Raw genomic sequence first — 18650 nt, 5'->3', positions numbered from 1 at the left:
CCGCCGTTGGATGTACCGCCAATGTTTGACGCATTAAAAAACGGCGGATAACGCTGCGCTCATCCGCCCTACGTAAGTCATACACGGATCGCAAGCATAGCGATGCGCCATAGGTGGCGCGGCCTTGCAGGCGATAGACAAAACAGAACTGGAACAGAGATGAACACGCATCAACCTCAGACTAGCCACGCAAGCACCGCCCCCGCACCATGGAAGCGTCGCGCCGCCAGGACCATGCTCGCGTTCTATCTCTTCCAAACAATACTCGCGGTGCTGCCGGCCCAAGCCGGCAACCTGCCGCTCGCACCGGCGACCAGCGCACCTGCCGGCCAACGGCCGCTGATCGACGCCGCCCAGAACGGCGTGCCGATTGTGCTGGTCGCGCCGCCCAGCGCCGGCGGCGTCTCGCGCAATCAATTCAGCCAATTCAACGTCAATCAAAACGGCCTGATTCTCAACAATAGCGGCGGCAACAGCCAGACCCAGCTGGGCGGCTGGATCAGCGGCAATCCGCAACTGGGATCGACCCCGGCCCGGATCATCCTGAACGAAGTCGTCTCCAACAACCCCAGCCAACTGCGTGGCGCCATCGAAGTCGCCGGCCAGCGCGCCAACATCGTGATCGCCAACCCGAATGGCATCGTGTGCGACGGCTGCAGCTTCCTCAACACCGGGCGCGGCACGCTGAGCACCGGCCAGCCGCAGTTCGGCGCCGGCGGTGCGCTGACCGGCTTCAATGTCAATCAAGGCCAACTAAGCATAGGCAGCGGCGGCTTGAATGCGCGCAATATCGAACAGCTCGACCTGATCGCGCGCGGACTGGTGTTCGAAGGCGAGGTCTGGGCCAATAATTTACAGGTGCTGGCAGGGGCCAACCAGGTGCTGTACGGCACGCTGCAAGCGACGCCGCAAGCCGGCGCAGGCGCCGCGCCGCGTTTTGCGATCGACATCAAAGACCTGGGCGGCATGTACGCCAACCAGGTGTATATGACCTCGACCGAACAGGGCCTGGGCGTCAACAGCACGGGCCGCGTGGCCGCCCTGCAAGGCAACCTGATCCTGTCCGCCAATGGCGACCTGACCCTGAAAGACAGTTACGCCAAACAAAATATCCAGCTCGCCGCCGCCGGCAACACCACGCTCACCGGCCAGACCCAAAGCGGCGGCAGCACCCGGATCACGACCGCAGCCAATCTGGCGCAACAGGGCACGCTCGATTCCCAGGGCCAAGTCACGCTGAATGCAGCGAGCATCGCCAACAGCGGCATGCTGCTGCAGCGCAGTGCCGACAGCATGGCGTTGACGGCCAGCGCAAACAGCAGCAACAGCGGCACCATTTCCAGCGGCGGCGCGCTCATCCTGACTGCCACCGACCTGAATGACACCAACGGCAAACTGCTGGCCGCCGGCGACCTGAGCCTGCAAGCCCAAAGCCAGATACTCAGCGGCACCCAGATCAGCGCCGACCAGAACATCCATCTGCACGCCAGCGCCGGCAATCTACAGGCCGCCAATACCCGCATCGCTGCCGGCGGCAACCTCGACGCTAGCGCCAGCGGCCAGCTGAACAACAGCAACGGCATCTGGCAAGCAGCCCAAAATGTCACCCTGCAAGGCGCATCAATCGCCAACGCCGGCAGCAGCGTGCTCGCCGCCAAGGGCCAGCTAGCATTGACCACGGCCGGCACCGTAGACAACAGCGGCGGCAAATTAATGGGCAGCAGTGCAGTCGTGCTCAACGCTGGGCAACTGCTGAACGACAACGGCCTGATCGCCAGCGATCTCGCGACCCGCATCACCAGCGCGCAAGCCATCAACAACCAGAGCGGCACGCTGTCCGGCAAAACCGGACTGAGCGTCAATGCCAACGGCGCAGCATTGAACAACAGCGGCGGCACCATCGTCTCGGACGCCGCCCTCGACCTCAGCGCCGGCGCACTCGACAACCGCCGCGGACAAATCATTGCGGGCGGCAGTCTGACCTTGAACGCCAGTGCAGCCATCGACAATACCCAGGGCAGCATCAGTTCGGGCAACAGCGCCGGCACGCCAGCCGGCAACACCGTGATCCAATCGGGCAGCCTGATCAACAACGGCGGCCAGGTGATCGCGCGCGATGCACTGGCCGTCACCACCGGCACCTTGAACAACGATGCGATCGGCGCCAGCAAGGGCGTGTTGAGTTCCAGCGCCGCCAGCGTCACGGTCAATGCAGGCGCAACCAGCAATGCCGGCGGCCTGATCACCAGCGCCAGCGGCACCAGCGTCACATCGCAGGCGCTGAACAACCGTGCCGGCGAGATTTCCTCCGGCGCCGCGCTGACGCTCGACACTTCCGGCCAGACCCTGAACAACAGCGGCGGCCGCTTGCTGGCCAACGGCAATCTGACTATCCAGTCGGGCGCCATGACCAGCAATGTGGACGGCGCGCAAGCGGCCACTGTCTCCAGCGGACAAGACCTGAGCATCCGCGCCGCCAGCCTCAACAACGACGGTTCCAGCATCGTCGCCTTCAATGCAAATCCGAACGCCGGCAATGTCCGCCTGGAACTGGGCAGCGGCAGCTTGTCCAGCCAGGCCGGCGCTATCCAGGCCAGCAACGGCATCACGCTCAATGTCGGCAGTGTCGCCAACCAGCGCGGCCGGATCGCCGCCAACAACACGCTGGCGATACATGCAGCCAGCATCGACAACAGCGACGGCGCGCTGTCGGCCGCCAACGCGGTAACGCTGACCAGCACCGGCACCGCTCAAAACCTGCGCGGACAAATCGTCAGCAACGGCAATATCAATTTGAGCGCCAGCACCCTGGACAACAGCGCAGGCACCATCAGCGCCAAGCAGCAAACCAGCCTGCAACTCGCCAATGGATTGGGATTGCTCAACAACGCCGGCGGCCAAATCATCGGCAGTCAGGCCTTGAGCGTGCAATCAGGCGAAATCCGCAATGCCGCCGGCAGCATCGCCAGCGGTTCCGGCCTGACCCTGGACACCCACGGACAGGCGCTGAACAACAGCCATGCCGGCAAAATCGTCGCCAATGGCACGCTCGCCATCAACAGCGCACAGCTGGACAACAGCGGCGGCACCATGGCCTCGCTCACCGCCAACACCAGCGTCGCCACCGGCAACCAAAAACTCACCAACGACAACGGTAAAATCCAGGCCGCCGGCAACACCACCATCAGCGCCGGCGACACCAGCAATCAACAAGGCACCATCAGCGGCCAGGACCTCAGCCTGACCACCGCCGCGCTCAACAATCGCAGCGGCCAGATCGTCGCCGCCGGCAACCTGACTGCCGCCACCGGCGCGCTCGACAATACCCAGGGCCTGCTGCAGTCGGTCGGCAACGCCAGCATCGACAGCCACGGACTCAGCATCGCCAATAGCAATAGCGGCAGCAGCGGCGGCATCGTTGCCGGCGGCAGCCTGGATATCAAAGCCGGGGCCATCAACAACCAGGCCGGCTATATCGCCAGCAACGGCCAGCAAACGCTGCATGCCGCGGGCGACCTGGATAACCGTGCGCTAAACACTGTCGGTGGCCAAATTGTCGGCAACCTCAACAGCACAATCACAGCCGCCAACATCCTCAACAGCGGCGGTCTGGTGCAGACACTGGGCGACCTCGATCTGAGCGCCAGCAGCACGCTGGACAATCGCGGCGGCCGCATCAGCGCCAATGGCGACACCACGCTGACTGCAAGCAATCTGGACAACCGTCAGCTCGGTGCAAGCGGCGGCAATATCAGCGCTAAAAATATCCGCGCCACCGCCGACACCGTCAACAATGCCGGCGGCAGCATCAAAGCCGGCCGCGATGTGACCGTCACCGTGACCCGGGGCGCCGCCAGTCTCGACAACAGCAGCGGCGTGCTGAGCGCCAAACAAGGCCTGACCGTCAACGCCACCAGCCTCAACAATGCCGGCGGCCAGATCGTCGGCGACAACAGCGCCACCATCACCACCAGCAGCAACACCCTGGGCGGCACCATCGCCTCCGGCAAGCAAGTCACGCTCAACGTCAACGGCGACTACAACAACACCGGCCTGCTGTCCTCGCAACAAAACCTGACCATCAACGCCAACAACATCAATAACAGCGGCACCCTGACCGCAGGCGATACGCTGACCGCCAACACCGGCAACCTGAACAACACCGGCGAGATCAGCGCCAAGACCACCAATCTCAACCTGAGCGGCACCCTGACCAACAGCGGCAGCGGCTTGATCGACGGCATCAACACCACGATCCGCGCCGGCACCATCAACAACAGCGGTCGGATCTACGGCGACCTGCTGGCTATCGGCGGCGGCACCCTGAACAACTTCGGCCCCGGCGTGATCGCCGCCCGCAACACCTTGCTGATCGGCGTCCAGAACCTGAACAACACCGAAGGCGGCCTGATCTACAGCTTGAAAGACATGGGGCTGGGCGGCAGCCTGAGCGCCAACGGCCAGCTGCAAGGCAGCATGCAGAACTTCCTGAACGCCTCGGCGCGGATCGAGGCGCAAGGCGACCTCAGCCTGAACGCGGTCAACATCGTCAACCGCGACAACCACCTGCGGACCAAGCTGGTGACCGATCCGACAATCAACCAGGATCAAATCCAGCCGAAAGATTCGACCACCAAATACCCGGCCTCACAATGCATCGGCGTCGGCGGCGGTCAGGACGAAGTCGGCTGCATGGTGCATCCGGACAAATACGGCCAGCGCAGCAACGTCCCCAGCGCCCGCACCAAAATGCCGGAAATCTGCAGCGGCGGCGGCGACTCGCAGACCTGCCAACCGGGCTATACGATCGTCAATTACCAATGGAACGACCCGGTCTTCAGCCGTTTTGGCGTGACCCCGGTGGCGTCGGCGTTCCCGGTCGAGCCGAACGGCCCCGGCAGCTGTTCGACGTATGACGGCAACAGCGGCAGCACCGTGCCGATCGACTCGGCTGCCTGCAAACAATGGCGCAGCGACTATGCCGCGTGGGATGTCGGCTATCAGGCGGCGCTGGACCAACTGGAAACCAAGCTCAGCAGCTACAACACCGCAGTCACCGAAGACAACCGGCTGGACAAGTTCGAAGACTATCTGTGGTACAAGGTCGCGGCCACCTCCAGCCATACCGAAGTCGTCAGCAGCGCCCCGGCGCAAATTCTGGCCGGCGGCAACATCACGCTGACCGGTTCGACCCTCAACCAGGACAGCCAGATCGTCGCCGGCGGCGTCAACCGCATCATCGGCCCCGACGTGATCAACCGCGCCACCCAAGGCGTCAACAGCACCAGCTACAGCGGCACCGTGCAATTCACCCACGTCGAAAGCTGCGGCACCCTGGGCAACAGGCATTGCCGCGAGTGGGACGCCATCAACAACTACGACAAGGCGCCCGAGGTCATCAGCGTCGACCTGCCGACCGTGCGCTATCAGCAATACGCCAACCAGACCGCCAGCCGCGATCTGACGGTCGCCACCAGCAACCCGGACGGCACGACAGCCGGCGCGGTCAGCGCCGCCAGCGGCAACAGCCGCACGGTCAAAGTGCAAGCGGTCGATGCGGTCCTGGCCGCCGGTCCCGCAGCCAGCAACATCGCCGCCACGCTGCCGCTGATCCAGACAGTACAAGCCCACGGCAGCGGCGCCCACGCACGCGACCTGATCCTGACCAGCGCGCCGCGCCTGACCGTGCCCAACAGCAGCCTGTTCGTGATCCATGCGGAGCCGGGTGCGCGCTATCTGGTGGAAACCGATCCGCGCTTCACCAGCCAGCGCACTTTCCTGTCGAGCGACTATTTCCTGCAATCGCTGAACCGCGATCCGTCGCGCAACCTGAAGCGATACGGCGACGGCTTCTATGAACAGCAACTGATCAACGACCAGATCCTGGCCTTGACCGGCCGCCGCTACTTGAGCGGCTACGCCAGCACCGAACAGGAATACCAGGCGCTGATGAACGCCGGGGTCGCGTTCGCCCGGCAATACCAACTGTCGCCCGGGGTTGCGCTGTCGGCCGAACAGATGGCGAACTTGACCACCGACATCGTGTGGCTGGCGCCGCAAACGGTGACCCTGGCCGACGGCAGCCGCCAGCAAGTGCTGGTGCCGCAGGTCTATCTGCGCCGTGCGCAAGACGGCGACCTGCAACGCAGCGGCGCGCTGATCGCCGGCAGCGACGTGCTGATCCAGACCGAGCACGACCTGGTCAACAGCGGCAGCATCGCCGCCGACCACAGCACCGCGCTGGACGCCGGCCACGACCTGCTGAACCAGGGCGGCCGCATCAGCGGCCAGGACATCGTCGCCCGCGCCCGCAACGATTTGACTAACCTGTCCGGCGTGATCCAGGGCACCGGCATCGACTCGACCGTGGCCTTGCTGGCCGGGCGCGACATCGTTCTGCAAACCCGCACCATCGCGACCGCCAACGCGCAAGGCACTAGCACCCGCACCAACATCGACCGCCTCGCCACGGTGCAGGGCGGCTCGGTGCGGCTGGATGCGATGCGCGACCTGATCGCGCAAGGCGCGCAAGTCAGCGCCACCGGCAGCGCCAGCGAAGCCAATCCAAGCGGCGGCAACCTGATCGCGACGGCCGGACGCGACATCAAAGTCAGCGCAGTCGCCGGGCATTACCAGATCGCAGTCAATCAAGTCGGCGTCGATGACGGCCAGGCCAACCGGGTCGAAGGGCGCAGCACCCACATCAAGGAAAGCAACACCACGCACCAGCTGGCCGGGTTTAACGCCATCAACGACCTGGCGCTGGTAGCCGGGCAGGGCGATGTCAACTTGAGCGGGGCCAACCTGAGCGCCGGCCGCAACGCCGTCATCGCCGGCAACAACGTCACCATTGCCGCAGTCAAGGACAGCGTCGCCAGCGACGTGCAGACAGTCGGCAAAAAGGACTACTACCGGAACGCCAGCAGCGACGAAGCGCTGGCCGGCGGCAACGTCAGCGCCAATAACAATCTGACGGTCAAGGCCAGCGGCGCTGCGGGTAACGGCGACAACGCCAATAAAACCGCTGACGCTAGCGGCAACATCACACTGACTGGCGCTTACCTGAGCACCCAAACCGGTCAAATCGCGCTGGCGGCCAAGCACGACATCACGATCCAGAACGCGAGCACCGAGCACAGCGCAGTGCAGGAAAGTTTTGTGAAGACCGGCGATGCGCTATCGACCAAAAGCACCACCATCAGCAACCGCAGCACGCTGCAACAGGCCGAAGCCAGCACCGTGTCCGGCGACAGCGTCAGCCTGGTCGCCGGCCACGACCTGACGGTCCAGGGCAGCAACGTCGTCGGCGGCAAGGACGTGTCACTGACGGCCGGCCACGACGTCAAGATCGCGACCGCACAAAGCACCTCAGACAAGCTCGCCTCAAGAAGAGAAGAAATCTCCGGCGTCTACAGCAGCGGCGGCTTCAGCTGGGGCAGCAACGAGCAAGACAACCAGAACACGCTGAAGACAGTGACCAACACCGGCAGCGTGCTCGGCGCCACCGGCGGCAACCTCAGCATCAGCGCCGGCGAGCGTTACAGCCAGACCGGCAGCCGGGTCGTCGCGCCCGCCGGCAATATCGACATCGCCGCCAAGACGGTAGAGATCAATAGCGCGTTCGACAGCGCGTTGCAAATCAACCGGACCCATACCGAATCGAGCGGCCTGTCGCTCGGCGTCAGCAGCCCGATCATCACTGCCGCGCAGTCGATCGAGGCGATGCAAAACGCCGCCAAGAAGACCGACGACCCACGCATGAAGCTGCTGGCGCTGGTGCTGGCGATCAAGGCCGCGGCCGACGTCGCGCAAGCGGCGGCCAATCCGGAAGTGACCGTCAGCCTGACGGTCGGTAGCAGCCGCAGCGATAGCGAAAACACGCAACGCAATAGCACCGCAGTCGGCTCCAGCGTCGCCGCCGGCAACAGCCTGAAGATCCTCGCCACCGGCGGCGGCAAGGACAGCAACCTCAGCGTGTTCGGCAGCGACCTCAGCGCCGGCAAGGACGCCAGCCTGAAGGCGGACGGCAACATTAATTTGCAAGCGGCGCAAAGCACTAGCGACCAAAAGAGCAGCAACTCGTCCAGCAGCGCCGCAGTCGGCATCGCCGCCACATTCGGATCGAACGGCATGTCGTTCGGCATCACCGCCAACGCCGCCGGCAGCCGCGGCAAGGCAGACGGCAGCGACGTCACGCAAAGCAATACGCACGTCACGGCAGGCAATACCTTGACGCTGGCATCCGGGGCCGACACCAACATCAAGGGCGGCGTCGTCAGCGGCAACACGGTCAAGGCCGATGTCGGCGGCAATCTGAATATCGAGAGCCTGCAAGACACCAGCAAATACCAGAGCAAGGACCAAAGCATCGGCGGCAGCGTCACTGTCGGCTATGGGTTTGCGGCGAGCGGCAATTTCAATACCAGCAAGGTCAACGGCGACTTCGCCAGCGTCGGCGAGCAATCCGGGATTGCGGCTGGCGATGGCGGGTTCCAGGTCAAGGTCGGTGGCAATACCGATCTGAAGGGGGCGGCGATTGCCAGCAGCGAGCAGGCGGTGGCGGACAACAAGAACAGTTTGACGACCAAGACGCTGACGCAGAGCGAGGTGCAGAACCACAGCGATTTCCACGCTAGTGGCTTGGGGCTGAGCGGCGGTTTCAGTGTCAGCGGCAGTGGCGATAAAAAGGGGGGCGGCAGCAAGGCGGCGGACGGTAGCAGCCAATCGGCCGACGGCCAGCAGGCCGAGAATAAAGGTCCGAGCATCAAGACCTTCCAGGACGAGAAACAAGGCACCGCGGCTGGCTACGGCAGCCGCAGCGGCAGTTCCAGTAGCACGACCACTAGCGGCATCAGCGGCGGCGTGATTGCGATCACTGACGACGCAGCACAGCAAGCTAAAACCGGCAGCACGGCGGAACAAACGGTCGCCAGCATTAAGCGTGATATCAGCACCGGCAAGGACAACAGCAATGCCATTGTCAAAGACTGGGACGGCCAGAAGCTGAATGACGATGTGAAGGCGCAAGTGCAGATCACGGCGGCGTTTGGACAACTGGCGGCCAAGGAGATTGGCAAATATGCGACCGACAAGGAAGATGTGCTCAGACGCCAAGCCAGACAAAGCAGTGACAACGGCGACAAGGACGGAGCTGCCGCGCTCAATGCCGAAGCCGACAAGTGGGCCGAAGGCGGCGTTTATCGGGTTGCGCTGCACACGGCGACCGGTGCACTGACCGGCGGCTTGCAGGGCGCTGCCGGAGCACTGACTTCGACCACAACCATGGCAACGGTCGGCGCTGCGATCGACGATATGGATCTGCCGAAAGGGATCAAGCAGGGACTGGCGCAGGTGACGGCGACGGTGCTGGGCGGGATCGTCGGCGGCGGTGCTGGTGCGGCGGCCGGTTTGAATGTGGAAGCGAATAACCGGCAATTGCATCAGGGAGACAAGGCGACTGCCAAGGAACTTGCCAAGAAGGGGCCATACACCGAACAAGAAATTCTCGACGCGCTGCGACGCAGCGGCTTGAAAGATCAGAACGGCAAAGTGATCGTGGCCGCCGATATGCAGGAAACGTATGTCAACGGCAAAGCGCTGAATCCCACATCGGCAGATTTGTCGATGCAGGATAATCAACGGCAAAACGCGCCAGTTGCGCTTGATTGCTATGGCCAGAGCGGGACCGCTTGCATTGAACGCTTGCCAACGGCGCCAACTAAAGATCTGATGAACTTTATTGTTGACCAGACCGGCGGCAAAAGCAGCCGCTATTTCTTCAACGGGTCGACGCAAGCGCAAACCAGCAACGGCAACGGACTGCCAGCGGCACCGCAAGGAACGCACCGGATATCAACCGTGGTGGATGGCAAAGCGTACTTCCCGCTTGCGGCCACTTGTCCGGCTGCCGGTTGCACCAATGGCGACCCGATTGCTTATGCGATTGACGATCCGGGAACAAAGGCTTATCAGGACGCGCTCGCTCATCAGCAAGAGAGGGATTTCAATATATTTTCGGGAGTCTTTGGAGGGGTGGGGAGACTGGCTGGGGCTGTGAAGGCAATAGCGGGGCTTTCTGAAGCTGGTGCGGTGGTAAATAATGTAGCGAGAGAAGGTACATTGATACGGAATTCTGATTCGTTGTTAGAAGCAGAAATAAAATCCACACCGCTCGATGCACAGCAACGACTAAATTCGCCCGATATAGGTGGTAGCGGCAAGGTCAAGCCTGCAGAGTCCGCGGTGGCGGCACAGCTAGAGTCGTCATTAGGGCAAATGGAACGTTATTCACCTTCTGCAGGTATGACCGGCAAGTCACCAGATTTTGTTATTACTTCAGGGCCTAATGCAGGTAAAACTGTTGATGCAATGTATACGACAGATAACCTTACCCAAAAAGAGATTGAAGGACTCAATAAATACTACGCAAAAAATATGGAAGCAGGTTCTGGTCAAAAAGTTATTCAAGACCATTTGTCTAAAGCTGATTTTGTGCCTGTTGATTTTCGGGTGCTGGCACCAGAAAATCAGAAGATATTCTTGGATTATGTGAAGACCTTACCAAGGTCGCAGCAGAATAAAATTATTATTGTGAGGTAGAGATGAGTTACATAATTATTGGATTAGTTGATCCTGCTCTTCCCAGTTCAGAGAAAAATTTATCTGGTGATAGTACAAACAGTACCGCATGGGATGCGTTTGGTGACATGCTCAATGAGGCATTAAAGGATCACTGTGCAATACTCGAAAGTATAAAAAGTGAGGAATGGATATATCAAAAAATATATTCTTTTATGGCACTCAGCGGCCAAGATTTTAATGTGGCAATTAAAGCCATTCGTGATTATTTTATTGATTTAGATAACCCAACTGATTGGCAAAAATGGGGTGAAAATGTATGGAAAGAGGTGGTTGAGCCTTTAGTAATTAAAGATCATAGATATTTGCCTTAAAGTTTGTGCTGACAATAAAAATAAATGATGGATGCTACTTTGATGAACAATATACATGCCGCAGTGGAGTTTCCCATTGATATACCTCTAGAAGACCTGGCTATCCAACTGGAGGGTGTATTGGGTGGTCTTAGCTTCGAGAGAGAAGAGACGGGACGCTTCGAGGAGGTGCCAGCATTTGTCGCGCAACAGTCGGGTATGACCTTTATCTTATTTGGATTGCCAGCGAATGAACTTGGTGATGCCTTCGTCCTAGAATTGTCGGCTGAAACACCGCTTGCCCTTCAGGAATTTCAAAAAACTGTTTCGGAATTTGTAGGCGGCATTCTTTCTGATAAAGAAATTAATTCCAGAGGCTATTTTGACTATTCTGACGAGTTGGCGAATGCTTTGCGCTCGGTAGGAATGGAGGGGTGTAAAGCGATCTCGTAGTTTGTTGTTTTAAACACGTTAGCACTCATAGGCCGGTGATGTTCTATTAATTATTAATGATTCTGTACAGCGGGCAACCAGTTTGCGCAGTTCAATGCGCACCAAGCATGACACTTCCAAATAATTAGGACATCAATATTATGGTAATGAATGACCTATATGGATATTTGCTTCCCACTCTTGAAGAGGCAAAGTCTATTTTAGAAAAAACCCTCAATGTCGAGTTTGAAGCAAGAGATAGCTTTTATCATGGGGAATACTACCGGTATGGGAAAAGTGATACGGAACATTTCTTATTAAAGAAAAACATGGACCCTCTTGATGGGGAGCCGGCAGAAATGGAATTCCCTGATTATTCAATTCTTCTTTATGTGAATTGCACAATGCGTTCAAAGGAGTTAAATGAATTATTTAGCAGTACACCAAGAAGTTTTTCTTTATTAATGCAGAAAAAATCTTAATAACCGACATCTTGTTGCCCAGACGGGATGTAATAGCAGCAGGGCGTACGAGGGGCACCGATGCCGATGCTCAGAGAACCGATGCCGATGCTCAGAGAACCGATGCCGATGCTCAGAGAACCGATGCCGATGCTCAGAGAACCGATGCCGATGCTCGGAGAACCGATGTCGATGCTCGGAGAACCGATGCCGACGCTCAGAGAACCGATGCCGACGCTCAGAGAGCCAATGCCGATGCTCAGAGAGCCGATGCCGATGCTCAGAGAACCGACCACGGCTCTCAGAGAACTGACACCGATACTCGGAGAATGAAATGGATGCCTCCCTCCTGATGCAAGCGACAAGCGAGCCTTGCCGAGAATCGATGTCGATTAATTCCAAAAAGCGCGGATTGTCATCGTCCCCAAATACGTCTATAGTCACCCCCGTCCCTGAGTGCTTCATTCAGGGAACTGGTTTAGCGACCTGGAACTACAAAAAAGCGCACACGCCGCGCCCTGCGGCTTTTTTTGTGCGTCACCTTTGCTCGTCCCTATGGCGGCAGTGGTGGGGAGCCTTCGGGCTGCCGGTTTTTCCTTTTTTGTGCCGGTTCGCTAACCCTGCTACTTGCCGCCACCTCTGTTTAGCGACGGAACGCGGCGTAATCCTCACAAAAAGGGAGTACGCAATGAGCTCAAGCAACAAAGCAAGTCACCACCCATTCTCATGGTTAGTCGAAGAACTGGATCTCGATAAATCGGCGCAGCTGTTGGCGCTGACGCGGGATTTTAGTCATGGCATTGAAACTTGTCTGAAGCTGGTCCACGCCAGCAATCTGGCGCGCGAGCATGACAACGTTGATTGTCCGCCGACGCTGGATATCGCCGATTCGGAGCGGCTGTTGCGCTTTTCGATGGAAGCCGCCGGCGTGATGGCTATGCTGGTCGGGGAGCAGATTGATTGCCTCAACCAGCAGCAGCTGGATGCACGAGAACGCAAACCGCAGGACTAATGCCGCATTTGGCAACTAGGCAGTGCTGTGACGGCGTAGCGGTAGCCGCGCTGTCACAGTGCGCGTCCGAATAATTACCGGATGCGCATCACCCCACAAAACCTATTCCTCTGGCTGCGCATGCTTGATGTTCGGCATATTCTTTATCAACTTTGGTTGGAACTCGAAAGGAGAATGTAATGACGCTGAAAGACCGTTGGTATCGGGACAAACTCAAGAAGAAAGCCAAGAAGGGATTTCAAGGCTATCCGCTCGCCACTGTTGCTTTCTATGGCCCCGACGATAAGCGCGCGACAAAAGTGTCGGTCGCCATCATTGTGGACGAGGGCAATGAGGTGAGCTTGCTTGAGAGGTGGTTGTCCGATTCGGTCGACGTCAGAGTCGATCCGCAAATCAACGAATCCATCGTGCACTTCATCGAACATCACGGCGTGCGTTCTATCGCTGCGACGGATCGCATTATTGGTTGTCCGCACGAGGAAGGCATTGACTACCCCGAGGGTGAAATTTGTCCTGCGTGTTCGTTCTGGGCCGGGCGCGATCGTTGGGCTTGAGAGTTTGTGGAACGACGTTTTCGGGCAAGGTTTTAGGTGTTTTACTTATCTTGACTGGGTTTATACTGCGCGGCCGTATGAAGCATTCAATATGACGAAACTTATTTGCTCAATTCCGGCTTAGAAGCCATGAAATTAAAATGAAATCACCAACATCCATTTATTCTTATTGCTTCAAAATCACAGCAGCGATACTGGCCGCTGCTCTCATAGCTGGATGCGCGTCACAAAAACCTTACACTGTCCCCGAGGGAGTCCCTCATGCAACGATCATATATAACCCGTTTTATGAAGGTGCGCTATTTTTGACGGGGCCAGTCATTTGTTCAAGTCCGCTTGGCGTAAAGAGCAATTACAGAAACACCACGCGAATCGCCGAATTTTCTCGCCGATCAAAACCTACAGTAGTTGAAATCCCTTCTGGAGATAACGTTTCTCTAAGAGCTCAATATTACACATCAAGCACTGCCGGAAATATCACAATGACTGTGGATTGGGAAATGCCGATTGTCACCGGATCCGTCTATCAAATTGAGTATGAAATGATTTACGGTCTGCTCGGTGTATTTGGCGGGGCAAGATCTTTCAACGTGCAAGTAAAAAAAGATGGCATCCCGGTAGTGATAAATCCATTGCCAAGGCCGAACGCTTTGCCTTGCGCAGATATAAATCCAAAGTAAATGCGAGTTTATTGGAATGCGAGTGCTTAGGCTCAGGCAATAACTACAAGCTTAATTTAGGTTCAACAAGGACCTCTTAAGATTAATCATTTATTGCAGATACGCAGGCATCGGTTACTGATCGGCAGATAAACTGCATAACCCTACATTCACCCGACATGGAATTCACAATCGTATATCACAGCGCCAAAGCCGAAGTCATGCGTTGGTATTGGAAAGTCTGGAAGCAAAAGCTGTGGCAGATCCATGTTCTGGCGTTCTTGCTTGCTTCCGCCGTTGCGTCCATCTTCTTGCGCGGCGCCTCTGATACGTATGCCCATATCGCCTGGTCTGCCATTGCCGGATTTGCCGTCATCGTCTTCTTCGCGCTATATCCGCTCGCTGCTTTCAAGAGTCAGCTCAGAACGCTGGTGGTCAATGAAAGCGGAATCAAGACCAGCATAGGCGCAAAGAGTGGCCAGCTTGGGTGGGGCGAAGTTCGGTCAATCGAGCGCGTCGATGGATGCATTTACATCGTGCGCAAAAACTACAATTCCTACATCGTGCCGCGCAGAGCATTTACCTCGGAAGCTGAAATGGGGCAATTTCTAGCTTCAATCACGGCATGGCATGGCGGCGTGGCTGGCTGAAGATCCCGCCAAACGGTCGCTCAACGTTCGAGCTAAGTGGTCTGTTGGCGCTCCGCTTGAGCGAGAGGTTAGGGATTAGGGTTAGGCGTCAGTGGTGGCGTTATGCCATGTGCTCTATGTCTTTGGGCACGGTTACCCAAGGATGCATCCGATCTTCATAGACCGAGAACGTTGGTGCTGGGAAGCTCGATTCTGCGAAGGCGCCGACGGGAATGGCAATACTGTCTTCTCTGCCTTCCATGACGTAGTAGACCGTGGCGCCGCAAGTAGGGCAGAAGGTGAACCTGGCTCTTCCGCCTTCGTCTCCGACACGAACATACTCCGTGCCTGTTCCGTTGATCTCGACTGCTTGCCGCAGAAACCTGGCTTGAGCTCCAAAGACGCTCCCGGTTCTACGCTGACATGCGAGGCAATGGCAGACCGACACTCGGATCGGATCTCCAGAGACTCTGGCAGAGAGCTGGCCGCAACTGCAAGACGCGATTCGAAGTGTCATGGTGATGTAGAAAAAAAAAGGGGGGGGCTGACGCCTAACTGTTAGTTTGTCCACCAGGCCCGCCGCACAACTCCGCCGCCGACTGCGGCTTAACCAAGTCAATGTGAATCGCGGCAAGACTTCGTCCGGCAACGCAAACCTGCTTGACCTCTGGGATTGCGAACACCATTAAATTCGTGGGAAAAGCGGCGTTCTTCAGAGCAACTTTACCAGTCGGCCGAACCGAGCGCAAGGGTGGGCATGCATGGTTTCCTGATCTGCTCACTGACAAAGTTGCCGGGCTCCGAGCAACAGAGCAAGTCGGCTGCCGTACGGCTGCCGTTCGCGATTGACGGCTACTGGCCGGACTCGGTCATTCGCGAAAGCCCGAATTCGACCCACAGAACCATTCCACACCCCAAGGCGGCCTTTGAACCATCGACTGTTCGGCGTTATCCAAATTAGTATTGCGCCCTTGTACGTCGGCGTGTCCACTCGTCCGCAACGTCGCCCATGTTCTTCTCGACACCGTTTCGTATCCATGCCATCAGGTCGCGATCAAATTTGAACTCCGGTCCACACTGACGTGAAAGAAAGCGCCGAACGTTCTGCGTATTTTTGTAGGCAGAATCGACTAACGTTGTCCGCGAAATTGCTCCGCCGTGCCAATCAAAATTCATGATCCAATTCCTCCGATATCAGAATCTAACTGGCCGCAATTGGCCGATTGCTGCACTTCGCCCGAGGAATTTGACTGTCCGCTACCGCTGCATTGAAGACGTTAAAGGAGCCCACTCAGTCGGCCAAGTTGGGGGCGGTTGATGTTCAGCGAAACCCGGCGCAGATGGTCAACCGCACCGGGATCTGTATGCGAAAGCTTGAAAACATCGGTTCATCAATACTACGGCTTGCACGGCACCTGCATATACCCGCCATCGCTGGAGTGGTCCTCGATGATCCGTTCGAATTCAAACTCGGCCATCAGTTTGGCCAGGCTCAGCGTGCGTTCGATGGAGAGCGCGAACGAATCGCCGACGACGTTGTTATTCCAGTCAATGAACTGGAGTTCGCCTGCCGACGCATACGATGGCTGATCCAGGGTGTTGTCTAATTGCTCCAGGAAGCGGTCGACATCCTGCGCGATTTCCGGGTCGCAGGTCATGTGTGGGGCCTCGGTCGGGAATTTGCTTTGTACTGAGGTCAAGCCTTTCTGGACGCCGCGCCAGGCGCCGGTTTCCGGCGGCAGGTGGGGGACCAGGTCATCCTGGTATTCGAAACGGTAGGCTTCCTTTATCGCGCCGGTTTTGACCATCCGATCGAAAGCGTCGGCAAATGCGCGATCGCCTGCACGTGCTGCGGCGTAACTGTAGGTCGCTTGCACCGGTATTCTCATTTGCGTCAGGCGGTATGCCGCCAGGTACACCAGGGCGCCGCCTTTGCTGTGGCCGGTCACGAGCAACGATTTGCCGCGCGCTACCGCGTCTTCAAGCTTGAGTTCAACAATCCAGTCCCATAGCGCATCCAGCGATTCCAGGAAGCCTTTGTGCACCAGGCCGGCCAGATTCGTTCCCTTGACCAATTTGATCTCGGCGTCGTTGATCCAATCCGTTAGCGACTTGAAGAAGTCCTCAATGGACTCAAAGGTGGGCGGCAACGTGCCCCTGAAGGTGAGGATGGCTTCGGTCGGGGTTTCGCCGTAATAACAAGCGTTGATACCGTCCTCCAGCGGCGATTGATAAAACTTGAGGGTGCTCGGTATGTAGCCGATCGCATCAATCGCCTTGGAAACTGCGGGGGAGGGATCGAACTGGGTTCCATCCTCGGACATGCTGTAGGCCAGATTGCTGGCTTGGATGAGGCGGCAGGCGCGTGAGTTGTTAGACATAACTTTCCTCTCTGGAAATTAAACCTAAGCTGGATCGTCTCATAACTGAAACACGGCAATACCTGTTGCTTCTAGCAGGGGTGTGACGCAATGCGAAAAGTTGCCGCTTGGGTGGACCCGTCGCAGCTTTTTTTATGAGGTCTTGCGTGAGCCGTGTGCTGCTGCGCAGCATTCTTTGAGCGTTAATCGATCGTTGACATACGTCTACAAATAATGATTGACAGATGCAAAATCCCGGTGGACGAGCGGTAAAAAGGCGACGACGAGCGGGCGTCTGGCTTGTGTCTCGGTGGAAATTGCGCCTCTATAATTCAATCGCGCAGAAGGTGTTGCTCAGCAGAATTCATGCTGTCAACCAGGCTGTTATTAGTTAACAGTGCGGGATCAATCATTCAGAAAATCGAGTTGGGATGAATCAAATCATATGCCGGAAGGCAAGGTCGAAATAATTCCGGCTTGATTATAGGCAAGTTTGTTCCTAAAAGCAATAGTTAAATGATTTTGGAATGATTATGGGCAAGTTCGGCAGTGGATTCACCCTCGTTGAATTATTGGTAGTGATCAGCATCGTCGCGATCCTGGGCGCAGTGGCCGTTCCGTCTTATCGATCGTCGATCGCGAACAATCGGGTCAGTGCTGAATTGGATAGGGTGGCGATGGATACCAGCTTTGCCCGCAGCGAAGCCGTCAAGCGCGGCACCACCGTCGCCATTTGCCCTACCGCGGGGTGTGCGGCATCCGGCAACTGGGATCAGGGATGGACCGTGTTTGCCGACCCTGCCGGCGACCTGAGCGGGATGGCGACTGCGGCCAATATCCTCAAACAGGAAAACGCTTTCTCCGGCTCGGACACGCTGGTTCCCGATGCCTCACTCGGGGCGGGGATCAGCTTTGATCGCAACGGCTACACCAAAGCCTCCGGAAAACTGACTTTGAAAGAGGCTTCCAACACCACCAGTTTGCGTCGCTGCCTGAATTTCAGCGTTGGCTCATGGACCCGTCTAGTGGGGGCAGCATGCTGATCAAGAAACATAAATCCGGCGGATTTTCGATGCTGGAAGTGCTGGTGACGCTGGTCATCATCTTGCTGGGGGTGCTGGGCATGGCTGGCATGCAGATGCTGGCGATTAACAACACCCAGATAGCCCGGACCCATAGTCTGGCCGCCATCCTGGCCTCGAGCCTGACTGCGGAAATGCAAGCCAACCAGCCGTATTGGAGCACTTCGACCACCTCGGGCAAGGTGAGCGGCGTCAGCGCCAAGGACTGGACCAATACCACGCTGGGCGATTCCACTCTGAACGGCCTGAGCACCGATTGCACGGCCGGCACTTGCGCTGCGGCCGAGATGGCGGCGTATGACCTGAAGGCATGGGGCGCGAACGTCGCCACCCTGTTGCCGGCGGGCGCGGCCCAGGTGGCATGCAATGGCGCGACGCCGAATGTTTGTACGGTGTCGGTGTCGTGGAACGAAAAGAACGTGGCGCTGCACAACATGGCGGCTGGCGCCACGGTCAGCGGCGCTCTGGCTACCGGCACGATCCAGTCCCAGAGTTACACCACTTTCGCGAACATAAACTGAGATGGCTGC

14 protein-coding genes are annotated in these 18650 nt (G+C 57.8%); 10 read left to right on the top strand and 4 right to left on the bottom strand.

Annotated elements, in window-relative coordinates; translation table 11 throughout:
• Positions 1–159 precede the first annotated feature (159 nt).
• The 4 genes from ACFPM8_RS06160 (at position 160) to ACFPM8_RS06145 (ending at position 11845) form a co-directional block, all read left to right on the top strand.
• On the top strand, positions 160–10599 hold the full coding sequence (locus ACFPM8_RS06160; protein WP_378996092.1) for a two-partner secretion domain-containing protein: 10440 nt from the start codon (positions 160–162) through the stop codon (positions 10597–10599).
• Between the two features lie 2 nt (positions 10600–10601).
• Positions 10602–10952 carry a hypothetical protein gene (locus ACFPM8_RS06155; RefSeq protein ID WP_378996090.1) on the top strand — a complete coding sequence of 117 codons (351 nt, stop codon included), beginning with the start codon at positions 10602–10604 and terminating at the stop codon, positions 10950–10952.
• 24 nt (positions 10953–10976) lie between these two features.
• Positions 10977–11384: a hypothetical protein gene (locus ACFPM8_RS06150; protein ID WP_378996088.1), complete on the top strand. Its 408-nt coding sequence runs from the start codon at positions 10977–10979 to the stop codon at positions 11382–11384.
• Between the two features lie 140 nt (positions 11385–11524).
• Complete coding sequence (locus tag ACFPM8_RS06145) at positions 11525–11845, top strand: hypothetical protein (protein WP_378996087.1); 321 nt, start codon at positions 11525–11527, stop codon at positions 11843–11845.
• Here the strand turns inward: ACFPM8_RS06145 and ACFPM8_RS06140 are convergent.
• Positions 11842–12120: a hypothetical protein gene (locus ACFPM8_RS06140; RefSeq protein ID WP_378996085.1), complete on the bottom strand. Its 279-nt coding sequence runs from the start codon at positions 12118–12120 to the stop codon at positions 11842–11844. The two genes, ACFPM8_RS06145 and ACFPM8_RS06140, sit on opposite strands and share 4 nt — an antisense overlap.
• A 392-nt stretch (positions 12121–12512) precedes the next feature.
• On the opposite strand from ACFPM8_RS06140, the gene ACFPM8_RS06135 reads away from it, so the two are divergent.
• From ACFPM8_RS06135 to ACFPM8_RS06120, 4 genes are all read left to right on the top strand, one after another.
• Positions 12513–12836, top strand: a complete 324-nt coding sequence (locus ACFPM8_RS06135) for a hypothetical protein (RefSeq protein ID WP_378996082.1) — start codon at positions 12513–12515, stop codon at positions 12834–12836.
• A gap of 179 nt (positions 12837–13015) precedes the next feature.
• Positions 13016–13390, top strand: a complete 375-nt coding sequence (locus tag ACFPM8_RS06130) for a hypothetical protein (protein ID WP_378996080.1) — start codon at positions 13016–13018, stop codon at positions 13388–13390.
• 140 nt (positions 13391–13530) lie between these two features.
• Positions 13531–14070, top strand: a complete 540-nt coding sequence (locus ACFPM8_RS06125; protein ID WP_378996079.1) for a hypothetical protein — start codon at positions 13531–13533, stop codon at positions 14068–14070.
• A 158-nt stretch (positions 14071–14228) separates the two neighbouring features.
• Positions 14229–14699, top strand: a complete 471-nt coding sequence (locus ACFPM8_RS06120) for a YcxB family protein (RefSeq protein ID WP_378996077.1) — start codon at positions 14229–14231, stop codon at positions 14697–14699.
• A gap of 100 nt (positions 14700–14799) precedes the next feature.
• Here the strand turns inward: ACFPM8_RS06120 and ACFPM8_RS06115 are convergent, their stop codons facing one another.
• The 3 genes from ACFPM8_RS06115 to ACFPM8_RS06105 form a co-directional block, all read right to left on the bottom strand.
• Entirely contained in the window at positions 14800–15195 is a 396-nt protein-coding gene (locus ACFPM8_RS06115) for a GFA family protein (RefSeq protein ID WP_378996129.1), read from the bottom strand.
• A gap of 440 nt (positions 15196–15635) precedes the next feature.
• Positions 15636–15854 (bottom strand): DUF6434 domain-containing protein, encoded by a 219-nt coding sequence (locus ACFPM8_RS06110; protein WP_378996075.1) that lies wholly within the window; start codon positions 15852–15854, stop codon positions 15636–15638.
• A 221-nt stretch (positions 15855–16075) separates the two neighbouring features.
• Positions 16076–17059 (bottom strand): lipase family protein, encoded by a 984-nt coding sequence (locus ACFPM8_RS06105; protein WP_378996073.1) that lies wholly within the window; start codon positions 17057–17059, stop codon positions 16076–16078.
• 506 nt (positions 17060–17565) lie between these two features.
• Between ACFPM8_RS06105 and ACFPM8_RS06100 the strand changes: the two genes are divergently transcribed.
• Both ACFPM8_RS06100 and pilV read left to right on the top strand, forming a co-directional pair.
• Positions 17566–18081, top strand: coding sequence for a GspH/FimT family pseudopilin (locus ACFPM8_RS06100; RefSeq protein ID WP_378996071.1), 516 nt, complete (start codon positions 17566–17568; stop codon positions 18079–18081).
• The gene (gene pilV, locus ACFPM8_RS06095; RefSeq protein ID WP_378996069.1) at positions 18075–18641 is read left to right on the top strand and encodes a type IV pilus modification protein PilV; all 567 of its coding nucleotides are present in this window, start codon (positions 18075–18077) and stop codon (positions 18639–18641) included. Before ACFPM8_RS06100 ends, pilV begins: the two co-directional genes overlap by 7 nt.
• Positions 18642–18650 lie beyond the last annotated feature (9 nt).

The sequence above is a fragment of the Paraherbaspirillum soli genome (assembly GCF_042654985.1).
Taxonomy (GTDB): domain Bacteria; phylum Pseudomonadota; class Gammaproteobacteria; order Burkholderiales; family Burkholderiaceae_D; genus Paraherbaspirillum; species Paraherbaspirillum soli.
This window is presented reverse-complemented; position numbering and strand designations above follow the sequence as displayed.